This window comes from Salmonella sp. SAL03688, assembly GCF_046551895.1.
Classification (GTDB): Bacteria; Pseudomonadota; Gammaproteobacteria; order Enterobacterales; family Enterobacteriaceae; genus Salmonella; species Salmonella enterica.
The window spans coordinates 1-20843 of the sequence record NZ_JBGDVI010000010.1; the positions used below are offsets into that span (position 1 = coordinate 1).

19 protein-coding genes are annotated in these 20843 nt (G+C 49.0%); 14 read left to right on the plus strand and 5 right to left on the minus strand.

The window, feature by feature from the left end; translation table 11 throughout:
- Positions 1 to 184 precede the first annotated feature (184 nt).
- Entirely contained in the window at positions 185 to 700 is a 516-nt protein-coding gene (zur, locus tag ACLJR2_RS11985; RefSeq protein WP_000416271.1) for a zinc uptake transcriptional repressor Zur, read from the minus strand.
- 246 nt (positions 701 to 946) lie between these two features.
- On the opposite strand from zur, the gene ACLJR2_RS11990 reads away from it, so the two are divergent.
- The 3 genes from ACLJR2_RS11990 (at position 947) to pspG (ending at position 3753) form a co-directional block, all read left to right on the plus strand.
- Positions 947 to 2257, plus strand: a complete 1311-nt coding sequence (locus ACLJR2_RS11990) for a conjugal transfer protein TraF (protein WP_001039342.1) — start codon at positions 947 to 949, stop codon at positions 2255 to 2257.
- 87 nt (positions 2258 to 2344) lie between these two features.
- Positions 2345 to 3343, plus strand: coding sequence for a tRNA dihydrouridine(20/20a) synthase DusA (gene dusA / locus ACLJR2_RS11995; protein WP_001182218.1), 999 nt, complete (start codon positions 2345 to 2347; stop codon positions 3341 to 3343).
- A 167-nt stretch (positions 3344 to 3510) separates the two neighbouring features.
- Entirely contained in the window at positions 3511 to 3753 is a 243-nt protein-coding gene (pspG, locus tag ACLJR2_RS12000; RefSeq protein ID WP_000891417.1) for an envelope stress response protein PspG, read from the plus strand.
- A 174-nt stretch (positions 3754 to 3927) separates the two neighbouring features.
- Here the strand turns inward: pspG and ACLJR2_RS12005 are convergent, their stop codons facing one another.
- Positions 3928 to 4911: a quinone oxidoreductase gene (locus ACLJR2_RS12005; protein ID WP_000235545.1), complete on the minus strand. Its 984-nt coding sequence runs from the start codon at positions 4909 to 4911 to the stop codon at positions 3928 to 3930.
- Positions 4912 to 4975: 64 nt separating this feature from the next.
- Between ACLJR2_RS12005 and dnaB the strand changes: the two genes are divergently transcribed.
- From dnaB to ACLJR2_RS12035, 6 genes are all read left to right on the plus strand, one after another.
- Positions 4976 to 6391: a replicative DNA helicase gene (dnaB, locus tag ACLJR2_RS12010; RefSeq protein WP_000918353.1), complete on the plus strand. Its 1416-nt coding sequence runs from the start codon at positions 4976 to 4978 to the stop codon at positions 6389 to 6391.
- A gap of 31 nt (positions 6392 to 6422) precedes the next feature.
- Positions 6423 to 7502 carry an alanine racemase gene (alr, locus tag ACLJR2_RS12015; RefSeq protein ID WP_001147297.1) on the plus strand — a complete coding sequence of 360 codons (1080 nt, stop codon included), beginning with the start codon at positions 6423 to 6425 and terminating at the stop codon, positions 7500 to 7502.
- Positions 7503 to 7687: 185 nt separating this feature from the next.
- Positions 7688 to 8881, plus strand: coding sequence for an aromatic amino acid transaminase (tyrB, locus tag ACLJR2_RS12020; protein ID WP_000486924.1), 1194 nt, complete (start codon positions 7688 to 7690; stop codon positions 8879 to 8881).
- 186 nt (positions 8882 to 9067) lie between these two features.
- Positions 9068 to 9781 carry an acid phosphatase AphA gene (gene aphA, locus ACLJR2_RS12025; RefSeq protein ID WP_000724435.1) on the plus strand — a complete coding sequence of 238 codons (714 nt, stop codon included), beginning with the start codon at positions 9068 to 9070 and terminating at the stop codon, positions 9779 to 9781.
- A gap of 128 nt (positions 9782 to 9909) precedes the next feature.
- Positions 9910 to 10326 (plus strand): secondary thiamine-phosphate synthase enzyme YjbQ, encoded by a 417-nt coding sequence (locus ACLJR2_RS12030; protein WP_000270390.1) that lies wholly within the window; start codon positions 9910 to 9912, stop codon positions 10324 to 10326.
- 2 nt (positions 10327 to 10328) lie between these two features.
- Positions 10329 to 10685, plus strand: a complete 357-nt coding sequence (locus ACLJR2_RS12035) for an MmcQ/YjbR family DNA-binding protein (protein ID WP_000155665.1) — start codon at positions 10329 to 10331, stop codon at positions 10683 to 10685.
- On the opposite strand, the gene ACLJR2_RS12040 is transcribed toward ACLJR2_RS12035, so the two are convergent.
- The 3 genes from ACLJR2_RS12040 to uvrA form a co-directional block, all read right to left on the minus strand.
- Complete coding sequence (locus ACLJR2_RS12040; protein WP_000146597.1) at positions 10686 to 11024, minus strand: hypothetical protein; 339 nt, start codon at positions 11022 to 11024, stop codon at positions 10686 to 10688.
- Positions 11011 to 11466 carry a hypothetical protein gene (locus tag ACLJR2_RS12045; protein ID WP_000432211.1) on the minus strand — a complete coding sequence of 152 codons (456 nt, stop codon included), beginning with the start codon at positions 11464 to 11466 and terminating at the stop codon, positions 11011 to 11013. Before ACLJR2_RS12045 ends, ACLJR2_RS12040 begins: the two co-directional genes overlap by 14 nt.
- Before the next feature lie 131 nt (positions 11467 to 11597).
- A complete protein-coding gene (uvrA, locus tag ACLJR2_RS12050; RefSeq protein WP_000357725.1) occupies positions 11598 to 14423 on the minus strand; it encodes an excinuclease ABC subunit UvrA in 2826 nt (941 codons plus the stop codon).
- A 247-nt stretch (positions 14424 to 14670) separates the two neighbouring features.
- On the opposite strand from uvrA, the gene ssb1 reads away from it, so the two are divergent.
- The 5 genes from ssb1 to siiD all read left to right on the plus strand — a co-directional run bounded on the left by ssb1 (position 14671) and on the right by siiD (position 20841).
- On the plus strand, positions 14671 to 15201 hold the full coding sequence (gene ssb1, locus ACLJR2_RS12055) for a single-stranded DNA-binding protein SSB1 (protein ID WP_000168322.1): 531 nt from the start codon (positions 14671 to 14673) through the stop codon (positions 15199 to 15201).
- A gap of 1039 nt (positions 15202 to 16240) precedes the next feature.
- Positions 16241 to 16873 carry an SPI-4 type I secretion system auxiliary protein SiiA gene (siiA, locus tag ACLJR2_RS12060; RefSeq protein ID WP_000389232.1) on the plus strand — a complete coding sequence of 211 codons (633 nt, stop codon included), beginning with the start codon at positions 16241 to 16243 and terminating at the stop codon, positions 16871 to 16873.
- The gene (locus ACLJR2_RS12065; protein ID WP_000875183.1) at positions 16870 to 18258 is read left to right on the plus strand and encodes a MotA/TolQ/ExbB proton channel family protein; all 1389 of its coding nucleotides are present in this window, start codon (positions 16870 to 16872) and stop codon (positions 18256 to 18258) included. The genes siiA and ACLJR2_RS12065 overlap by 4 nt, the downstream gene beginning before the upstream one ends.
- Entirely contained in the window at positions 18248 to 19567 is a 1320-nt protein-coding gene (gene siiC, locus ACLJR2_RS12070) for an SPI-4 type I secretion system protein SiiC (protein ID WP_001534559.1), read from the plus strand. Before ACLJR2_RS12065 ends, siiC begins: the two co-directional genes overlap by 11 nt.
- The gene (gene siiD, locus ACLJR2_RS12075; protein WP_001081935.1) at positions 19564 to 20841 is read left to right on the plus strand and encodes an SPI-4 type I secretion system protein SiiD; all 1278 of its coding nucleotides are present in this window, start codon (positions 19564 to 19566) and stop codon (positions 20839 to 20841) included. The genes siiC and siiD overlap by 4 nt, the downstream gene beginning before the upstream one ends.
- Positions 20842 to 20843: the final 2 nt, after the last annotated feature.

Here is a 20843-nt window from a genome sequence, read left to right on the forward strand (position 1 = left end):
AGTGCCTTAAGCGCTTTATCGAAATCGAAGGGCTGGGACATGTGTCATTCCTTTTTGATTGTATATTACTGGAATGACACAGAATTTCTAACACTCCCACCAGGAGTACATGGATGTGCTTCCCCCTGTTTGCCTGTGAATGCGGGCGTGCCCCTCTCTACTGCCGCCCGTTTTTCCGTTCAGGCTAACGTGGTTTTTTCTTCACCAGCACCGAGTGATCGTGACCACAGTCGCCCGGATGGCGACACGCTTCCACTTCTACGCACGCAGGGCACAGACCGTGCGCCTCAATAACGTTATGTCGTAGCGCAAAGCCCATTTTAGCCGCCAGCGTATGCATGATGTCTTCCACGCCCTCGGCACACTCTTCCTTCACCACGCCACAACGATCGCAGATAAACATGGCCGAGCTGTGCGTCGGCTGGTCGAACAGGTGGCAAACCACATAACTATTGGTGGATTCCACTTTATGGACAAAACCCTGTTCGAGCAAAAAATCCAGCGCGCGGTAAATGGTGGGCGGTTTGGCCTGTGGTTCCGTTTCGCGCAGCAAATCGAGCAAATCGTATGCGCTGATGGCACCCTGTTGCAGACTCATCAGGCGCAGCACTTCGAGGCGCTGAGGCGTCAGGCGCACGTTGCGCTGCGCGCAGAGTTTTTCAGCTTGCGCCAGTAACTCTTGCGTTGTGGTCTTTTCCATGTAGCACCTCGAATGGCATGAAAGTCTAATCCGCTACTTTACCACGAGCTGCTTAAAACTCTGAAATTACCCCGCGACAATATATCGCCTGCTAAGCTTTTCCGCGCCAGTATTCTCATCTATACATAATGAGGGTCGATATTATAACAACAGGATTTAACATCACTATTTCACAGCAATAGTTCGCCTCTGTCCGGTAAAGCGTGGCGGAGGAATTACTTCACCTGATAATAAGATGGGCTAACTGTGAACAAAAACGTCAAACTTTCACTGATTGCTATCGCGGTCTCGCTTTTTATGGCAAAGCAGGCGAGCGCCGCCAATACCTGGACGGAAGCGCGTAATGACGCAATGGGCGGGACGGGCGTCGCGTCCGCGAATTATGGCAGCGGAGTACTATTAAATCCGGCGTTACTGGCAAAAGCCAAACCGGAAGACAATATCACTGTTGTCCTTCCTGCGGTCGGCGTCCAGATTACGGATAAAGACAATCTCCAGGATGAAATTGACGATATCAGCGATAAAGTGGATTACTACGATGAGGTCGTCGATAACCTTACTCTGGGGCAAATTCTGCTCAATCCGCGAGGCGTGCTGAGTCAATTTCAGGGCGCCGCGCGCGACCTGGCCGATGAGCTGGAATATCTCAACGGAAAAACCGCCCGCGCCAATGCCGGCGCCGGGTTGGCGGTAAGTATTCCAGGGCAAACGCTTTCCGTGGCGTTTATCGCCAAAGGTTATGCGCATGGGCGCGTGAGTTCGTCCATTGATCAGAACGATATTCAGTATCTGCGCGATATCCAGCATGATGAACGTGTCGCGCTTCGTGAAGCAGGACGCGCTGCTTTGCTGGGGTCTGACGAAATTACAAAGCATTTAAACTCTACCGCGTCGGGGCGGGTAGCGATTGTATCTGACTACGGTATTGCGCTGGCGAAGCAGTTTGTGGTGGGCGAGGTGCCTGTTTCCATTGGCGTTACGCCAAAACTGCAAAAAACCTGGCTCTATAACTACACCACCTCAATTTATAACTACGACAGTAGCGACTGGAATAGCAGCCGTTATCGCAATGACGATACGGGTTTTAACATTGATGCGGGGCTTGCTGCCGATATCGGTGAAAACTGGACGCTGGGGCTGAGCGGGCAAAATCTGGTATCTCGCGATATCGATACGAAAGATATTTACATCACTAATGGTATGACGGGAGAAACCACCAACTACAAAGATACATACCAAATCCGCCCCCTGGTTACCGCGGGCATCGCATGGCATAACGATTTGCTGACCGTAAGCGCCGATGGCGATCTGACGGAAACGAAAGGCTTTAAGAGCGAAGACAATTCACAGTACGTTGGCGTCGGCGCTGAAGTTCGACCGTTGTCATGGCTGGCGGTGCGCGCAGGGTATCGTGCGGATGTGAAAAATAACGATAGCAATGTGGTTACCGGCGGTCTTGGCTTTGCGCCCTTTAACCGTGTGCATCTCGATTTAATGGGACTGTACGGCGAAGATGAAACCTGGGGGGCAGGCGCGCAGCTTACAATGACATTCTGAGGTGCTTTCACCGGAGGCGCTACGCCTCCGGTTTAGCGTTATGCTATAGTAACGCCCCTTTTTTAACCAGATGCTTATTTATTCGCCATGCAGCCTGAAACCCAGTCCTCCGCTTTTCCTGCTTATCGCTTCTCCATCGCGCCTATGCTCGACTGGACGGACAGACATTGCCGCTATTTCCTGCGTTTGCTGTCTTGCCAGACGCTGCTCTACACCGAAATGGTGACCACGGGCGCGATTATTCACGGTAAGGGTGACTATCTGGCTTATAGCGAAGAAGAGCATCCGGTCGCTCTACAGCTTGGTGGAAGCGATCCGGCTCAGCTTGCGCATTGTGCAAAGCTGGCGGAAGCGCGTGGCTACGATGAAATTAACCTCAACGTGGGGTGCCCTTCCGATCGCGTGCAAAACGGTATGTTTGGCGCCTGTTTGATGGGCAATGCGCAACTGGTCGCCGATTGTGTTAAAGCCATGCGTGATGTCGTCTCGATTCCGGTGACGGTAAAAACCCGCATTGGTATTGACGATCAGGACAGCTATGCGTTTCTGTGTGATTTCATCAATACGGTTTCCGGTCAGGGCGAATGCGAGATGTTTATTATCCATGCGCGCAAAGCCTGGCTTTCTGGCTTAAGCCCGAAAGAAAATCGTGAGATCCCGCCGCTGGATTACCCGCGCGTATACCAGCTAAAGCGGGATTTTCCGCACCTGACCATGTCCATTAACGGCGGCATCAAATCGCTGGAAGAGGCGAAGGAGCACCTGCGCCATATGGATGGCGTCATGGTTGGCCGTGAAGCTTATCAGAATCCGGGTATACTGGCCGCGGTGGATCGGGAGATCTTTGGCGCCGATACCACCGATGCCGACCCGGTTGCTGTGGTTCGCGCGATGTATCCCTATATTGAGCGTGAATTGAGCCAGGGAGCGTATCTGGGGCATATCACTCGCCATATGCTGGGGTTGTTCCAGGGCATCCCCGGCGCGCGGCAGTGGCGTCGCTATCTGAGCGAAAACGCCCATAAAGCTGGCGCGGATGTTGCTGTACTGGAGCAGGCGCTAAAACTGGTAGCAGACAAGCGTTAAAAGTTCGCCAAAAATTAGTCAATCTCACTACGCTCTGTGCGGTCTTGCAGGGCGTTTTCTTTATATATCAAAAACATAAATATTGGCATGTTTTTTGTAATAGCTTACCTGACCAAACCCGGTAAGCGCCGTGCCGCCGGGCAATGCCATCTCTATGGGGAGCGACTATGCTGGAACTACTTTTTGTGCTTGGCTTTTTTCTGATGTTAATGGTGACGGGCGTCTCCTTGCTGGGCATTCTGACCGCGCTGGTTGTAGCGACTGCCGTCATGTTCCTGGGCGGAATGTTCGCCCTGATGATCAAGCTGTTACCGTGGCTACTGCTGGCGGTGGCTGTGGTGTGGGTGATCAAAGCAGTAAAAACGCCAAAAATCCCACAGTATCAGCGCAATAACCGTCGGTTTTACTAAGGTATTGAGCGGTTCGTCACAACCTGGAACTTTGCCCTCACAGGCAAATAGGAATCGATTATTAAATCTGTCATGATTGCGCAGGTAACGAATTCATCGCGCTGTACCCTACATACAGCCGAACAAAAAAAGAAAGGGCTTCCCGGGTGGAAGCCCAATTTCTTTGCAGAGCTATTACGGAATCAGCAGGCTTGAGCCCTGTGTGGCCCGGCTTTCCAGCACCTCATGCGCGCGACGGGCATCTTTTAACGCATAGCGTTGATTTTCAGCCACATCAACTTTAATCACGCCGCTGGCGATCAATGAGAACAATTCATTGCTGGCTTCGGTCAGTTCTTCACGTGTCGTAATATACCCCTGTAGTGAAGGTCGCGTGGCATACAGGGAACCTTTCTGATTGAGAATACCTAAATTCACGCCAGTGACGGGGCCGGACGCATTGCCGAAACTGACCATCAGTCCCCGACGTTGCAGGCAGTCCAGTGAGGCTTCCCAGGTATCTCTCCCCACGGAGTCATAGACCACGCGGACTTTTTTGCCGCCGGTGATCTCTTTTACCCGTTCGACAATGCTCTCCTCACGGTAATTAATTACCTGCCAGGCGCCAGCGTCCAGCGCCCGCTGCGCTTTTTGCGCGCTACCGACGGTACCGATAAGCTTCGCGCCCAGCGCTTTCGCCCACTGGCAGGCGATCAGACCGACGCCGCCCGCAGCGGCATGAAACAGGAAGGGTTCGTCGGGTTTCACTTCATAGGTTTTGCGCAACAAGTAAAAAACGGTCAACCCCTTGAGAAAAGAGGCTGCCGCCTGTTCGAAGGAAATGGCGTCAGGTAAAATCGCGGCTTTATCTGCGGGGACGTTATGGACAGAACTGTAAGCGCCGAGCGTTGACTGCGCGTAGACGACGCGATCGCCCACGCGAATGTGCTCCACGCCGTTGCCGACTTTACTGACCACACCCGCAGCTTCGGTTCCCAGGCCCGCAGGCAACGATGGGGGCGGATAGAGTCCGCTACGGATATAGGTGTCGATGAAGTTGATACCAATGGCTTTGTTCTCAACCTGGATTTCGTGTTCCGCCGGTTCCGTTGGCGTAAACTCCACGCTCTGAAGCACTTCCGGACCACCATGCTTGTGAAATTCAATACGCGTTGCCATGCTTCCTCCAAAAGAAATGTGGTAATCTTTCGACCCAATCACTATCTCGGTAACTCCATTCACTATGGCAGGAAATAAACCCTTCAACAAACCACAGACTGATGCCCGCGACCGCGATCCGCAGGTTGCCGGGATAAAAGTGCCGCCGCACTCGATTGAAGCGGAACAGTCGGTGTTGGGCGGTTTAATGCTGGATAACGAGCGCTGGGACGATGTGGCCGAGCGCGTGGTGGCGGAAGATTTCTATACCCGTCCGCATCGCCATATCTTTACGGAGATGGGGCGCTTGCAGGAAAGCGGCAGTCCTATCGACCTGATTACGCTCGCGGAATCGCTGGAGCGGCAGGGCCAACTGGACAGCGTCGGCGGTTTCGCCTATCTGGCGGAGCTGTCTAAAAACACGCCAAGCGCGGCGAACATCAGTGCTTATGCGGACATTGTGCGCGAACGCGCCGTGGTCCGCGATATGATCGCGGTGGCGCATGAAATTGCGGACGCCGGTTACGATCCACAGGGGCGCAATAGCGACGAACTGCTGGATCTGGCGGAGTCGCGCGTCTTCCAGATCGCGGAAAACCGGGCCAACAAAGACGAAGGTCCGAAAAGCATCGACCAGATTCTCGACGCTACCGTGGCGCGTATTGAGCAGTTGTTCCAGCAACCGCACGATGGCGTTACAGGCGTGGATACCGGCTATCAGGATCTCAATAAAAAGACGGCAGGGTTACAGCGTTCGGATTTGATTATCGTCGCGGCGCGCCCCTCCATGGGTAAAACCACTTTTGCGATGAACCTCTGCGAAAACGCGGCGATGTTGCAGGATAAACCGGTACTGATCTTTAGTCTGGAGATGCCCGGCGAACAGATCATGATGCGTATGCTGGCCTCGCTGTCCCGCGTCGATCAGACACGTATTCGTACCGGTCAACTCGATGATGAAGACTGGGCGCGAATCTCCGGCACGATGGGCATTCTGCTGGAGAAACGCAATATGTATATTGACGACTCCTCAGGTCTTACGCCGACAGAAGTCCGTTCGCGCGCGCGGCGTATTTTCCGCGAACATGGCGGGTTAAGTCTGATTATGATCGACTACCTGCAATTGATGCGTGTGCCGTCGCTTTCTGATAACCGTACTCTGGAAATCGCCGAAATTTCTCGCTCGTTGAAAGCGCTGGCGAAGGAACTCCAGGTGCCGGTCGTGGCGCTATCGCAGCTTAACCGCTCCCTGGAACAACGCGCGGATAAACGTCCGGTGAACTCCGACCTGCGTGAATCCGGCTCTATTGAACAGGATGCCGACTTAATTATGTTTATCTACCGTGATGAGGTTTATCACGAGAACAGCGACTTAAAAGGCATTGCTGAAATTATTATTGGTAAGCAACGTAACGGTCCTATCGGTACGGTTCGTCTGACGTTCAATGGTCAGTGGTCGCGCTTCGATAACTATGCGGGACCGCAATACGATGATGAGTAACTCTCCGTCATTCTTTTAACAAGGAATTCAAATGCAAGCGGCAACAGTCGTCATTAACCGCCGCGCTCTGCGACACAACCTGCAACGTCTGCGTGAACTGGCGCCTGCCAGTAAGCTGGTTGCGGTGGTGAAAGCGAACGCTTATGGACACGGTCTTCTGGAGACCGCGCGAACGCTCCCTGATGCTGACGCTTTTGGCGTGGCGCGTCTTGAAGAGGCTCTACGTCTGCGAGCGGGCGGGATCACGCAGCCTATCCTGCTGCTGGAGGGTTTTTTCGACGCCGCCGATCTGCCGACCATTTCCGCGCAATGTCTGCATACCGCCGTACATAATCAAGAGCAGCTTGCCGCCCTGGAGGCGGTGGAGCTGGCGGAGCCGGTAACGGTCTGGATGAAACTGGATACCGGTATGCATCGTCTCGGCGTGCGTCCCGAAGAGGCGGAGGCGTTCTACCAGCGTCTGACGCACTGTAAAAATGTACGCCAGCCGGTGAATATCGTCAGCCATTTTGCCCGTGCGGATGAGCCGGAATGCGGCGCTACCGAACATCAGCTCGACATTTTTAATGCCTTCTGTCAGGGTAAACCCGGTCAGCGCTCTATTGCCGCGTCTGGCGGTATTCTGCTGTGGCCGCAGTCTCACTTTGACTGGGCGCGTCCGGGCATCATTTTGTATGGCGTATCGCCGCTGGAGCACAAACCCTGGGGGCCGGATTTTGGTTTTCAGCCGGTGATGTCCTTAACCTCCAGTTTGATCGCGGTGCGTGACCACAAAGCGGGCGAACCGGTGGGCTACGGCGGGACATGGGTGAGTGAGCGCGACACGCGCCTGGGCGTGGTGGCGATGGGGTATGGCGATGGCTACCCACGAGCGGCGCCTTCCGGTACGCCAGTACTGGTCAATGGTCGTGAAGTCCCGATTGTCGGGCGGGTGGCGATGGATATGATTTGCGTGGATTTGGGGCCAAACGCGCAGGATAACGCGGGCGATCCGGTGGTCTTATGGGGTGAAGGTCTGCCGGTTGAACGTATCGCTGAAATGACAAAAGTAAGTGCTTACGAACTTATCACGCGCCTGACCTCAAGGGTGGCGATGAAGTATATTGATTAAATACGCGGTGGGCCGGGTGGCGCTTGCGCTTATCCGGCTTGTATCGCGCATTGGCTGTAGGCCGGATAAGACGTTCACGCCGCCATCCGGTAATATGCGCATCCACCACAACATCCTCTCGATCTTCTCGTCCTTCCGGTTTATTGTGTTATTTCCTGCCCTCTGTAAACCTGGAGAACCATCGCGTGTTTCAAAAAGTTGACGCCTATGCCGGCGATCCGATTCTTTCACTGATGGAGCGTTTTAAAGACGACTCCCGTTACGACAAAGTAAATCTGAGCATTGGCCTGTATTACAACGAAGACGGGATTATCCCACAGCTTAAAACGGTGGCCGAAGCCGAAGCCCGGCTTAACGCGCAGCCGCATGGCGCTTCGCTGTACCTGCCGATGGAGGGACTCAATACTTATCGCCATACTATCGCGCCTTTGCTCTTTGGCACCGATCACCCGGTTCTTCAGCAACAGCGCGTGGCTACTATCCAGACATTAGGCGGTTCCGGCGCGCTGAAAGTGGGCGCGGATTTCCTGAAGCGTTATTTCCCCGACGCAGGCGTATGGGTGAGCGACCCCACCTGGGAAAACCATATTGCGATATTTGCCGGGGCAGGATTCGAAGTGAGTACTTACCCCTGGTATGACGACGCGACTAACGGCATCCGTTTTAACGATCTGCTGGCCACGCTGAATACGTTACCTGCGCGCAGTATCGTGTTGCTGCACCCCTGTTGTCACAACCCGACCGGGGCGGATTTAACGCCTTCGCAATGGGATGCGGTGATTGAAATAGTGAAAGCGCGCGATCTGATTCCGTTCCTTGATATTGCCTATCAGGGGTTTGGCGCAGGCATGGACGAGGATGCTTACGCTATTCGCGCCATTGCCAGCGCTGGGTTACCTGCGTTAGTCAGTAATTCTTTTTCGAAGATTTTCTCGCTGTACGGCGAGCGCGTCGGCGGCCTGTCCGTGGTGTGTGAAGATGCTGAAATCGCCGCGCGGGTTCTGGGACAGCTAAAAGCGACGGTGCGCCGAATTTACTCCAGTCCGCCGTGTTTCGGCGCTCAGGTGGTCGCTACGGTCCTGGGCGATGAGGCGTTAAAAGCGGGCTGGCTGGCGGAAGTCGACGCGATGCGTAACCGCATTATATCGATGCGCCAGACGCTGGTGAAGGAGCTGAAGGCGGAGATGCCTGACCGCAACTTTGATTACTTGTTACAGCAGCGCGGTATGTTCAGCTATACCGGGTTAAGCGAGGAGCAGGTCGAGCGGTTGCGCGATGAGTTTGGCGTTTACCTGATTGCCAGTGGCCGCATGTGTGTCGCCGGGCTTAATGCTTCAAATGTACACCGCGTGGCGAAGGCATTTGCCGCTGTCATGTAATATTCAGGCCGGACGGCGATAACAGTGCCCTCCGGCCTGACAATAGCTGTTGTGATCATCCTCTTTTTTCGTAACAAAACCGCAGATAATCCTTCCTTTTGACCGTTACTGGCGTTATGGTCAGATAGTTTTTTGAGCAAAGACTCATCTTAATAATTATAATATTTTGAATTTTAAGGGAAAAGCATGAAAAAAATAACCCTGGCGCTGAGTGCCGTCTGTTTGTTGTTTACGCTAAACCATTCCGCGAATGCGTTAGTATCTTCCCCTTCGACGCTCAATCCGGGCACTAACGTTGCAAAACTCGCGGAACAAGCGCCTGTCCATTGGGTCTCTGTCGCCCAGATTGAAAACAGCCTCACCGGACGCCCGCCGATGGCGGTCGGCTTTGATATTGACGACACCGTGTTATTTTCCAGCCCCGGATTCTGGCGCGGAAAGAAAACCTATTCCCCGGACAGCGACGATTATCTGAAAAATCCGGCCTTTTGGGAAAAAATGAACAACGGCTGGGATGAGTTCAGTATTCCAAAAGAAGTGGCCCGACAGCTCATTGATATGCATGTTCGCCGTGGCGACAGTATTTACTTTGTCACTGGTCGTAGTCAGACGAAAACGGAAACCGTGTCGAAAACGCTGGCGGATAACTTCCATATTCCGGCGGCGAATATGAATCCGGTGATTTTCGCCGGCGATAAACCGGAACAAAATACGAAAGTACAGTGGCTGCAGGAGAAGAACATGCGTATCTTCTACGGCGATTCGGATAACGATATTACCGCGGCCCGTGATTGTGGTATCCGCGGTATTCGCATCCTGCGCGCGGCTAACTCCACCTACAAACCGCTGCCGCAGGCAGGAGCGTTTGGCGAGGAAGTCATTGTCAACTCGGAGTACTAAAAATCAGGAGAGCGTCAGGCTCTCCTTTTTTGCATGATTTTTGCACAAACTTGCCCCGCTGGCTTTTACCTTTTCCAGACTTGCTGCACACTATTCAGGAGACGTTTGTTTTTAGGAAGGAGCAGCCTATGTGGTATCAGCGCACCATTACACTGAGCGAGAAGCCGCGCGGGTTTCATCTGATAACAGATGAAATTATCGATAAATTGTCTGGCTTACCGCCTGTCGAAACGGGTTTGCTGCATCTGTTGTTGCTACATACCTCGGCCTCGCTGACGCTAAACGAAAACTGCGATCCCACCGTGCGCGCTGATATGGAGCGCCATTTCCTGAAAACCGTTCCCGATAATGCGGCGTATGAACATGATTACGAAGGCGCGGATGACATGCCTTCGCATATTAAGTCGTCAATATTGGGCGTCTCGTTGCTGCTGCCTGTACGCCAGGGGCGTTTACAGTTAGGAACATGGCAAGGTATCTGGTTGGGAGAGCACCGTATTCACGGCGGTCCACGTAAAATCATCGCGACACTACAAGGGGAATGATAATGACCATTTCGGAATTACTGCAATACTGCATGGCAAAACCTGGCGCAGAGCAGAGCGTCCACAGCGACTGGAAAGCGACGCAAATTAAAGTGGAAGATGTACTTTTCGCGATGGTAAAAGAAGTTGAAGGACGCCCGGCAGCCTCTCTCAAAACCAGCCCGGAACTGGCAGAGTTGTTACGTCAGCAGCACAGCGATGTACGACCGAGTCGGCACCTTAATAAAGCGCACTGGAGCACGGTCTATCTGGACGGATCGCTGCCGGATTCACAACTCTATTATCTGGTCGATGCCTCTTATCAACAGGCGGTAAATGCGCTGCCGGAAGATAAACGCAAGCAGTTGCCGCAGTCCTGATTATAGCGCGCCGACCAACAACGCCAGGGCGATATCAATGAGGCGGATGACCGTAGACCGGATACGGCTGCCGAGGGCGATTTGCGCATTATTGGCGCGTAGCCTGGCGAGGTCCCGCTGTCCTTCCAGCAGAATAATCATATCGTCGTCGTCCAGCCAGCCGCGAGCATGTTCCTGAAGCGCGCGGGCGATAAACGCGGCGGACTCGCGTATACCGTCGTCGCTGTCTTCTCTTGCCTGCTTATACGCCTGGATAAACTCGGCAATCGCCGAGGAGGCTACAGGATGTTCGGCCCGGGCGGTGGTCATCAGGTAATGTATTTCGTTAATAGACGCCATTTTCTTCTCCCTGAGTACAGCGGGCGCCCCAATGCAGGCACTCACCCTGTATGGCTAATTTCCAGACCTGATTATTTTGCTGTTGGTATCTCTCAGCCTGGATGTAAGTAAGTGGTTGCTTACGTTGCATAACACGCGCATAAAGACGCAAATAGTGATTTTTCAGCAGCGCCAGATTATCGAGACGGTGTTTATCCCCACCTTGACAGGCGACCCGCTCAGCCTGAAAAAATGTCTGGCGGATATCGCGGTCATCCTTGAGCAGTGTCTCTTTTTGCCACGGTATTCGCGCCGCGTCCTGCAGGAAGCGGGTTGAGCGCGCTTGTAATAGCGTCAGTTGTTGAAAAGCCACGGCGCTAAAGCGGTCAGGCAGCGTACAGGCGGATAAAAACAGGCACAGCAGTAGTGTGATTGCGTAGGGCAACTTCATGGTGTTTTCCATAACAGACCGTTTGCGCTATCACATGTCAGAGCTAGGCGGCACGCAAATCACAAATGCTCAACACGGATACAATGAGGTGGGATGAGGAAAAATGATGCCGCTTCCCGGCGAATCGGAAAGCGGCGTGAAGGTTATTTGAGCATAGGTTTAAGGAAGCGGGCGGTATGCGACGCCTCGCACTCCGCCACGGTTTCCGGCGTACCGGAGACGAGAATTTCGCCGCCGCCGCTGCCGCCTTCCGGGCCGAGGTCGACAATCCAGTCCGCCGTTTTAATGACGTCCAGGTTGTGTTCGATCACCACGATGGTGTTGCCCTGATCGCGCAACTGATGCAGAACGTCAAGCAGTTGCTGAATATCGGCAAAGTGTAGGCCGGTGGTCGGCTCGTCGAGAATATACAGCGTCTGCCCGGTACCGCGCTTCGACAGTTCGCGCGCCAGCTTCACGCGCTGGGCCTCGCCGCCGGAAAGCGTCGTCGCCGACTGACCAAGACGGATATAGGTCAGTCCCACGTCCATCAGCGTCTGCAGCTTACGTGCCAGCGCCGGAACCGCATCAAAGAACTCACGCGCTTCTTCAATGGTCATATCCAGCACTTCGTGGATGGTCTTGCCTTTGTACTTAATCTCCAGCGTTTCCCGGTTATAGCGCTTGCCTTTGCACTGGTCGCACGGCACGTAAATATCCGGCAGAAAGTGCATTTCGACTTTAATGACGCCATCGCCCTGGCACGCTTCGCAGCGACCGCCGCGCACGTTGAAGCTGAATCGCCCTGGCGTGTAGCCGCGAGAGCGAGACTCCGGCACGCCAGCAAAAAGCTCGCGAACCGGGGTAAAGACGCCCGTATAGGTCGCCGGGTTGGAACGCGGGGTGCGCCCGATTGGGCTCTGGTCGATATCGATCACTTTATCGAAATGTTCCAGCCCCTGAATATCCCGATACGGCGCCGGTTCGGCGATAGTCGCCCCGTTTAACTGACGCTGGGCGATGGGGAACAGCGTGTCGTTAATCAGCGTCGATTTACCGGAACCCGAGACGCCGGTGATACAGGTAAACAGCCCTACCGGTAGCGTAAGGGTCACATCTTTCAGGTTGTTGCCGCGCGCGCCGGTGAGTTTGAGCACTTTTTCTGGATTTGCCGGCACGCGTTGTTTCGGCACTTCAATTTTGCGTTTACCGCTCATGTACTGGCCGGTCAGCGATTCCGGTACCGCCATAATGGCTTCCAGCGGGCCTTCCGCCACCACCTCGCCGCCGTGAACGCCCGCGCCGGGGCCAATATCGATCACATGGTCGGCGGCGCGAATGGCGTCTTCATCGTGTTCCACCACAATCACGGTATTGCCAAGATTGCGCAGATGAATCAGCGTACCCAGCAGCCGTTCGTTATCGCGCTGGTGCAGACCGATGGACGGTTCATCCAGCACATACATCACGCCGACTAACCCGGCGCCTATCTGGCTCGCCAGACGGATACGCTGGGCTTCGCCGCCGGAAAGCGTCTCTGCCGAGCGGGAGAGCGTGAGATAGTTCAGGCCGACGTTCACCAGAAACTTGAGGCGATCGCCGATCTCTTTTAGCACTTTTTCGGCGATTTTCGCTCGTTGCCCGGAAAGCTTGAGATTAGTGAAAAAATCCATCGCATGGCCAATGCTCATATCGGAAATAGCAGGCAGCGGCGTATTTTCCACAAATACATGGCGCGCTTCGCGATTCAGTCGCGTGCCTTCACAGCTGGCGCAGGGGCGATTACTGATGAACTTCGCCAGCTCTTCGCGCACCGCGCTGGATTCCGTCTCTTTATAACGGCGCTCCATATTATGCAGCACGCCTTCGAACGGATGGCGGCGCACGGAGGTATCGCCGCGATCGTTCATATATTTAAATTCAATGTTCTCTTTGCCGGAACCGTACAGCACGACTTTATGTACGTTGGCGCTGAGGCTTGCCCACGGCGCATCTACGTCGAACTTATAGTGTTCCGCCAGCGACTTGAGCATTTGAAAGTAGTAAAAATTGCGACGATCCCAACCACGAATCGCGCCGCCTGCCAGCGACAGGTCGGGATTCTGGATCACGCGGTCCGGATCGAAATATTGCTGAACGCCGAGCCCGTCACAGGTCGGGCAGGCGCCTGCCGGGTTGTTGAATGAGAACAGACGCGGTTCCAGCTCGCGCATACTGTAGCCGCAAATCGGGCAGGCAAAATTGGCGGAGAACAGAAGCTCCTCCGCTTTCTCATCGTCCATATCGGCAACAACCGCCGTGCCGCCGGATAATTCCAGCGCCGTTTCGAACGACTCCGCCAGGCGTTGGGAAAGATCGTTGCGAACTTTGAAGCGATCGATCACCACCTCAATGGTATGTTTCTTTTGCAGCTCCAGCTTCGGCGGATCGGAGAGATCGCAGACTTCGCCGTCAATACGGGCGCGAATGTAACCCTGGCTTGCCAGATTTTCCAGCGTTTTGGTGTGTTCGCCTTTACGCTCTTTAATAATCGGCGCCAGCAGCATCAGACGTTTGCCTTCCGGCTGTGACAGTACGTTATCGACCATCTGGCTAACGGTTTGCGCCGCCAGCGGCACGTCATGGTCCGGACAACGCGGCTCGCCCACGCGGGCAAACAGCAGGCGCAGGTAGTCGTGGATCTCGGTAATAGTACCCACCGTAGAGCGCGGGTTGTGAGATGTCGATTTCTGTTCAATTGAGATCGCGGGCGATAGCCCCTCAATATGGTCGACATCCGGTTTTTCCATGAGCGACAAAAACTGCCGCGCGTAAGCGGAGAGCGATTCAACGTAACGACGCTGCCCTTCGGCATACAGAGTGTCGAAAGCCAGTGAGGATTTGCCTGAACCCGAAAGCCCGGTCACGACAATCAGTTTGTCGCGGGGGATGACGAGGTTAATATTTTTGAGATTATGGGTGCGGGCGCCCCGAACTTCGATCTTATCCATTCACCTTTCCCGGTAGAGACTCGGATGCCTGGTTTGTTTGAAGGACAAACGGCAGAAACGGCTAATTATGACACAATTTAACCTGTTTGAATATACAGTATTGGAATGCATCTTCAGCTAAAGTATGCAACAATATGAGGTTCGCGCGAGTGACCTGGAACCTGCATCGCAGCTATTAAAATGCTACGTGGAAATGGTACACTCACGCGTTTACACTATTTATGAAACGTATTCAGGAGACTCAATTATGGCCAGCAGAGGCGTAAACAAGGTGATTCTCGTTGGTAATCTGGGCCAGGACCCGGAAGTACGCTATATGCCGAGTGGCGGCGCTGTCGCCAACTTAACGCTGGCTACTTCTGAATCCTGGCGCGATAAGCAGACCGGCGAAATGAAAGAGCAGACTGAATGGCACCGGGTGGTGATGTTCGGCAAACTGGCGGAAGTGGCCGGCGAATATCTGCGTAAAGGTTCTCAGGTGTATATCGAAGGTCAATTGCGTACCCGCAAGTGGACCGATCAGAGTGGCCAGGAACGCTATACGACTGAAATTAACGTTCCGCAGATCGGCGGCGTAATGCAGATGCTGGGTGGTCGCCAGGGCGGCGGCGCACCGGCAGGCGGTCAGCAGCAGGGGGGTTGGGGTCAGCCACAACAACCTCAGCAGCCGCAGGGCGGCAACCAGTTCAGCGGCGGCGCGCAGTCGCGTCCACAGCAATCCGCGCCAGCGCCGTCTAACGAACCGCCAATGGATTTTGACGACGACATTCCGTTCTGATTTTTGTTAAAAAAGTCAAAGCGTTATTTGCATTTTCGCTATAGCTCTCGTCTGCTGAAATGCCTGGTGTAAACCAGGCATTTTCTTACCTGGTATTATTGTCTTTGTATCCCTTTCAAAAAAGAGAAGCGCATATCTTACGGAAAAATGTCGCTTATCGCCTCTGGCCGACTCGCCTCGGCACATCATTATCCAGCCGAAGTTCATAAATGTACTGCAATAACCCGGATTGTCTTAAATATGAAAGAGAAATCTCATCTGCAAAATATATAATTTATAGCCATTTTTTGACAACAAAAAGATATTATAAAATAACGGTAGAGAATGGTCGGTATTATCAATAGTTAATTAAATGTTTGCTTTAGCTTGTGATGAGCTCAAATATGATATGTGTATCTTGCTTTATTTTTAATTGCTGAAGATAAAATTGTTACTTATAGCTGGCTTTATATAAAAAATGGTTTTATTTGTGTATTTTTTTACGCAATTCTGATTTTTTACTCCCCACTTATTATATTTTCAATGATTTAAGTTATATTGAAGTCCCTATGACCCTATGTTTTAATTGTGAAAATTCATTTTATCCTCTGGAGGCAAATTTATTAAATACGTATGGTTATAACGCGTATTAAAAAGAAATATGTCCTTAAAATGATTTAGAGTTTCAATGATTAGCTAACAAATCTATTTATCGGCGGGTGGTTTTAATTTGCTGATGACTATTTTTTATTTATGAGCTGAGAGCTTATGCGATACCTATTATTGGGGAAGATATAGTTAGTGCAATAATTGATGTCTACCTAATTAAAAAATGAAGAGTGTTTTTAATTAAAGCACTCATCTTTGTTGTGGGCGCATAAAAATGGCGTCGTTGTTTTTATTTTTCTGATTACGAGATGTAGGAAAACTGAAATCTATAAAGCGTATTGGTAGCAGTAAGCCAAGGGCGGTAGCGTTCACTTTCTGAATAAGTTGAGCATCCTTTATCCTTTCTAATCCACAAAAACATTTTATTCACAATGTAATATCAGGAGACAACATGGAAGACGAAAGTAATCCGTGGCCTAGTTTTGTTGATACATTCTCTACGGTATTGTGTATTTTTATATTTCTTATGTTGGTGTTTGCACTTAATAATATGATTATTATGTATGACAACTCAATTAAAGTTTATAAAGCAAATATAGAGAATAAGACTAAATCTACTGCTCAAAATAGCGGAGCCAATGACGATTCAAATCCTAATGAAATAGTTAATAAGGAAGTGAATACTCAAGATGTGTCGGACGGAATGACTACAATGTCAGGTAAGGAGGTTGGAGTATACGATATCGCCGATGGTCAGAAAACTGATATAACGTCTACAAAAAATGAGCTTGTTATTACGTATCATGGCAGGCTGAGAAGCTTTTCAGAAGAGGATACTCATAAAATAAAGGCTTGGTTAGAAGACAAAACTAATAGTAATTTATTGATAGAAATGGTTATTCCTCAGGCAGACATCTCTTTCTCTGACTCTTTACGACTGGGATATGAACGGGGAATTATTTTAATGAAAGAGATTAAGAAAATATATCCTGATGTAGTTATTGACATGAGTGTTAACTCCGCAGCATCAAGTACAACGAGTAAAGCTATTATCACGACTATTAATAAAAAGGTGTCAGAGTGAAATATATAAATCATTACCGCTATTTGTTTGTCTGTTTTTTCCTTGCCATACTCCCTTTTTTCGCTTTATCTTTTCCCGGTATAAGAGAGTATGTTTTTGATAACTTTATGGTTTCTGCAATTTACAATGGAGTCATTATTGCCATTTATATTACAGGTTCTTTGTGTGCATTATTCACTATTCTTAAAAATATTTCAGCAAAAGACATATTAATAGCTCAGGACGCCAGTAGAAAAAATAGCATTCTTTCTAACCTCAATCAGGTTTTGTTTGCCGGGGAGCCCAAACAGTGTGATTTCAATTTACTGATGGAATTAGATGACAATGTGTCTACCGCCCGTAATCAACGATTGTCATTTATTATGAGCTGTAGCAATGTGTCGACGCTTGTTGGCCTGTTGGGGACGTTTGCGGGTCTGTCTATTACGATTGGTTCAATCGGGAACTTATTGAGCTCGCCATCAGATGTTGGCGGTGATAATGCAAGTAATACACTCAATATGATCGTGACAATGGTAGCGTCGCTTTCTGAACCATTGAAAGGGATGAATACCGCATTTGTATCTTCTATCTATGGTGTTGTTTGCGCCATACTCCTGACCTCACAAAGTGTTTTTGTTCGCAGCTCCTATTCCCTTGTTTCTACGGAAATCAAAAAATTAAAAATCATAAGCAACAGATCCAATAATAAACAGCGAAGCCTGCGGGTTGAATCAGAGACGCTTGTAGAATTTAAAGAGTTGTTTAAAGCGTTTTTTGATAACTACCTGACAGTTGAAAACTTACGGACGCAGGATGAAGAAAAGAAACGAGAGATGCTATCAGATAGCTTTGTCACTTTGCAAAACCGACTATTGGATAACTCAGCAAAACTGGAACAAATTTCTACGCTGATTGATGGTTATCTGGTAAGCAGTAACGAAAATCTCAAAAAATTATCTGACGGTGTAATAACAATTACCTCTCGTTTATCTGAAGGTAATATCCTGCTTGCTGATAATAATGCACGACTGGAGGCAATGAGTACAATACAAAATATTATAGATAAAAAGAATGATTCAATAATGACATCAGTTGATAAATGTTATCAGGAATCTCTTTCACATGGTAAGACCATAAACGATATTGCCGCTGGCAGTGCCGATATTTCTCATACTCTCGATGGGCTGAGAAAAGAAATGGATGAGGATATGAACAATGTTCATTTAGCTCTATCCGATCTATCGGCTACTGATAAAAAGATTATTACCAATACTAAAGAGATTAGTGCTGAAATGGTTAGCTACCGTGATACCTATATGCCATTAATGGAAAAAATAACATCTATGCATCAGGAAATAGTAAAGCAACGTTTGTTAAACAAGGAGGAAAAAAATGAAGATTAAGATATTTTTTCTGACGACTGCTTTTATTACACAAAGTACATACGCCAGCGAGCTTCCGGTCATTCCTCTAAGAGATTTAGTTAATGCCGCATTAACGCATCAGCCCTCTGTTGCTGTTTCATATTATGAGACTGAAAAGAAAAACAGTGACTTAGATCTTTCACGGGCAGCACTTTATCCTACCCTGGATCTAACATCTGGCCTTAATAATAACAGAAAGGAGTCGTCAGGTACCGAGAGAAACGTTGAAAATAAGGTGTCCTTATCATACCGAATAACGGATTTTGGAGTGAGAGGGGCTAATATCAGGAAATCTGAATATGAAAGAGATAATAGTAAAACTGACTATGAAAAAACAAAGAATATAGTGTCTCAGGAGGTTGTGACAACCTATTACAACATCAGTAAATATCGTGAAATGATTGATGGCGTAAATCTGGAGAAAGAGTTTTATAAAAAGATGCTGGAAACTTTTTCGCTGCTGGTATCTTCCGGTGTAGCTATGCAATCTGATATGCGTAAAGTACAAGTATCTATCGATGCATTAAATACCAGAAGCATTATGTATCAGTCGATGTTGGATGATGAAATGTATAAAATGCAGAATATGACTGGTCTGAATTTGTCACCAGATCAGATTCAAAGCGATGAAAAATTCAACCTCTTCAAAAAATATATCTTTGTCGAAAGTCCTGAAAAACTTATGGACATGGTGATGAAATACAACGATGACTATAAGATGCTTGTCAATACCCGAAAAGCCGCGACCGAAGATATTAATGCCGCAAAATCATCCTATTTTCCGACTGTAGATCTCGTGTCCAGCTATGTACAGAATAATCCGAGCGGTAGTGCCAAAAAAAGTGATTATGAAGATGAATTTAAAACGGGTATCAATGTCAGTTTCAACATTTTTAATGGGTTCAGAAATTCAGCCCAGGAAAGAAAAATGGTGGCAAGTTACTCGCAGGCTAAGCTGCAAATTGACGATTTTTTGATTAAAACGCGTTATAACATTGATTCGCAACTTTCAAGATACGCCGCTGCAAAAGAGACTTACTCAGTGGCGGAACGTTCACATACAAACGCGTTACAGCTTACTGAATTATATGAGCAGGAGTTTCAGTTAGGGCAAAAAAGTTTGCTTGATTTAATTTCAAGCCGTAATGAAGCATTTCAGGCATATGTAAGCATGATCGACAGCAAATATAGCCTGTATATTTTAAAGTTACAGCAACTCTCATTGATTTTTCATTTAATGGATTATTTAAAAGGAAATACTGAAAGTGAGTTAAATGTAATGAAATGAATAGAAGACAAAGCGATCATCTCATGATGATAATTATTTCTTTGACGATCTTAATTATTATCCTTACCTACTTTATAGAAATTAATTCAGTGGTTCATGGTCAGGGCGTTATCACCACTAAAGATAATGCTCAGTTAATATCTCTTTCTAAAGGAGGGACGATACAAGATATTTATGTAGCCGAGGGTGATACTGTAAAAAAAGGAGAACTCCTTGCAAAGGTCGTTAACCTTGATCTGCAAAAAGAATATCAAAGGTATAGAACTCAAAAAGGGTATCTGGATAAAGATGTTAACGAAATATCTTTCATTCTTGATAAAGAAAATGAGAGTGGATTGATTACCCTGGATGGCACCCGTTCTTTAAGTAATAAAGAGGTAAAAGCGAATATTGAATTAGTGCATAGTCAGATAAGAGCTAAAGAGTTAAAAAAAACCTCTCTTGATTCTGAGATTAGCGGATTACAAGAGAAGCTGAGTTCGAAAGAAAAAGAACTCGCATTGCTTGCCGAAGAAATAAATATTCTTTCCCCACTGGTAAAAAAAGGAATTAGCCCATATACCAATTTTCTTAACAAGAAACAGGCGTATATAAAAGTTAAGTCTGAAATTAATGATATTGAAAGTAGCATCACTTTAAAAAAAGATGATATTGAGCTGGTTGTTAATGATATTGAGGCGCTTAATAATGAATTGCGACTATCTTTATCTAAAATAATATCTAAAAATCTTCAGGAACTTGAGGTTGTTAACTCTACATTAAAAGTAATAGAGAAGCAGATAAATGAGGAGGATATCTATTCACCGGTTGACGGTGTAATTTATAAAATCAATAAAAGTGCCACTACTCATGGTGGTGTGATTCAGGCGGCGGACTTACTTTTTGAAATAAAACCAAAAGTAAGGACTATGCTGGCCGATGTGAAAATATTACCCAAATACCGTGACCAAATATATGTAGATGAAGCCGTTAAACTGGATGTGCAGTCAATTATCCAACCAAAGATAAAATCGTATAATGCGACTATCGATAATATTAGCCCTGATTCCTATGAGGAAAATACCGGAGGAACAATTCAGCGTTATTATAAAGTAATTATTGCATTCGATGTTAATGAAGATGATTTACGGTGGTTAAAACCAGGTATGACTGTTGACGCCAGTGTAATTACCGGAAAACACAGCATTATGGAATACCTGTTATCTCCCTTGATGAAAGGCGTGGACAAAGCCTTTTCAGAACCAGTTAATACTAAACGATTAGATACACCTTGAGA

Bases quoted from the DNA above. Each gene is read 5' to 3' on its own strand.
- dnaB (WP_000918353.1), top strand. From the start codon at position 4,976: ATGGCAGGAAATAAACCCTTCAACAAACCACAGACTGATGCCCGCGAC.
- ACLJR2_RS12005 (WP_000235545.1), bottom strand. From the start codon at position 4,911: ATGGCAACGCGTATTGAATTTCACAAGCATGGTGGTCCGGAAGTGCTT.
- siiD (WP_001081935.1), top strand. From the start codon at position 19,564: ATGAATAGAAGACAAAGCGATCATCTCATGATGATAATTATTTCTTTG.
- alr (WP_001147297.1), top strand. From the start codon at position 6,423: ATGCAAGCGGCAACAGTCGTCATTAACCGCCGCGCTCTGCGACACAAC.
- ACLJR2_RS12030 (WP_000270390.1), top strand. From the start codon at position 9,910: ATGTGGTATCAGCGCACCATTACACTGAGCGAGAAGCCGCGCGGGTTT.
- ACLJR2_RS12040 (WP_000146597.1), bottom strand. From the start codon at position 11,024: ATGGCGTCTATTAACGAAATACATTACCTGATGACCACCGCCCGGGCC.
- dusA (WP_001182218.1), top strand. From the start codon at position 2,345: ATGCAGCCTGAAACCCAGTCCTCCGCTTTTCCTGCTTATCGCTTCTCC.
- aphA (WP_000724435.1), top strand. From the start codon at position 9,068: ATGAAAAAAATAACCCTGGCGCTGAGTGCCGTCTGTTTGTTGTTTACG.
- ssb1 (WP_000168322.1), top strand. From the start codon at position 14,671: ATGGCCAGCAGAGGCGTAAACAAGGTGATTCTCGTTGGTAATCTGGGC.
- ACLJR2_RS12035 (WP_000155665.1), top strand. From the start codon at position 10,329: ATGACCATTTCGGAATTACTGCAATACTGCATGGCAAAACCTGGCGCA.
- siiC (WP_001534559.1), top strand. From the start codon at position 18,248: ATGAAGATTAAGATATTTTTTCTGACGACTGCTTTTATTACACAAAGT.
- siiA (WP_000389232.1), top strand. From the start codon at position 16,241: ATGGAAGACGAAAGTAATCCGTGGCCTAGTTTTGTTGATACATTCTCT.
- ACLJR2_RS12045 (WP_000432211.1), bottom strand. From the start codon at position 11,466: ATGGAAAACACCATGAAGTTGCCCTACGCAATCACACTACTGCTGTGC.
- pspG (WP_000891417.1), top strand. From the start codon at position 3,511: ATGCTGGAACTACTTTTTGTGCTTGGCTTTTTTCTGATGTTAATGGTG.
- zur (WP_000416271.1), bottom strand. From the start codon at position 700: ATGGAAAAGACCACAACGCAAGAGTTACTGGCGCAAGCTGAAAAACTC.
- uvrA (WP_000357725.1), bottom strand. From the start codon at position 14,423: ATGGATAAGATCGAAGTTCGGGGCGCCCGCACCCATAATCTCAAAAAT.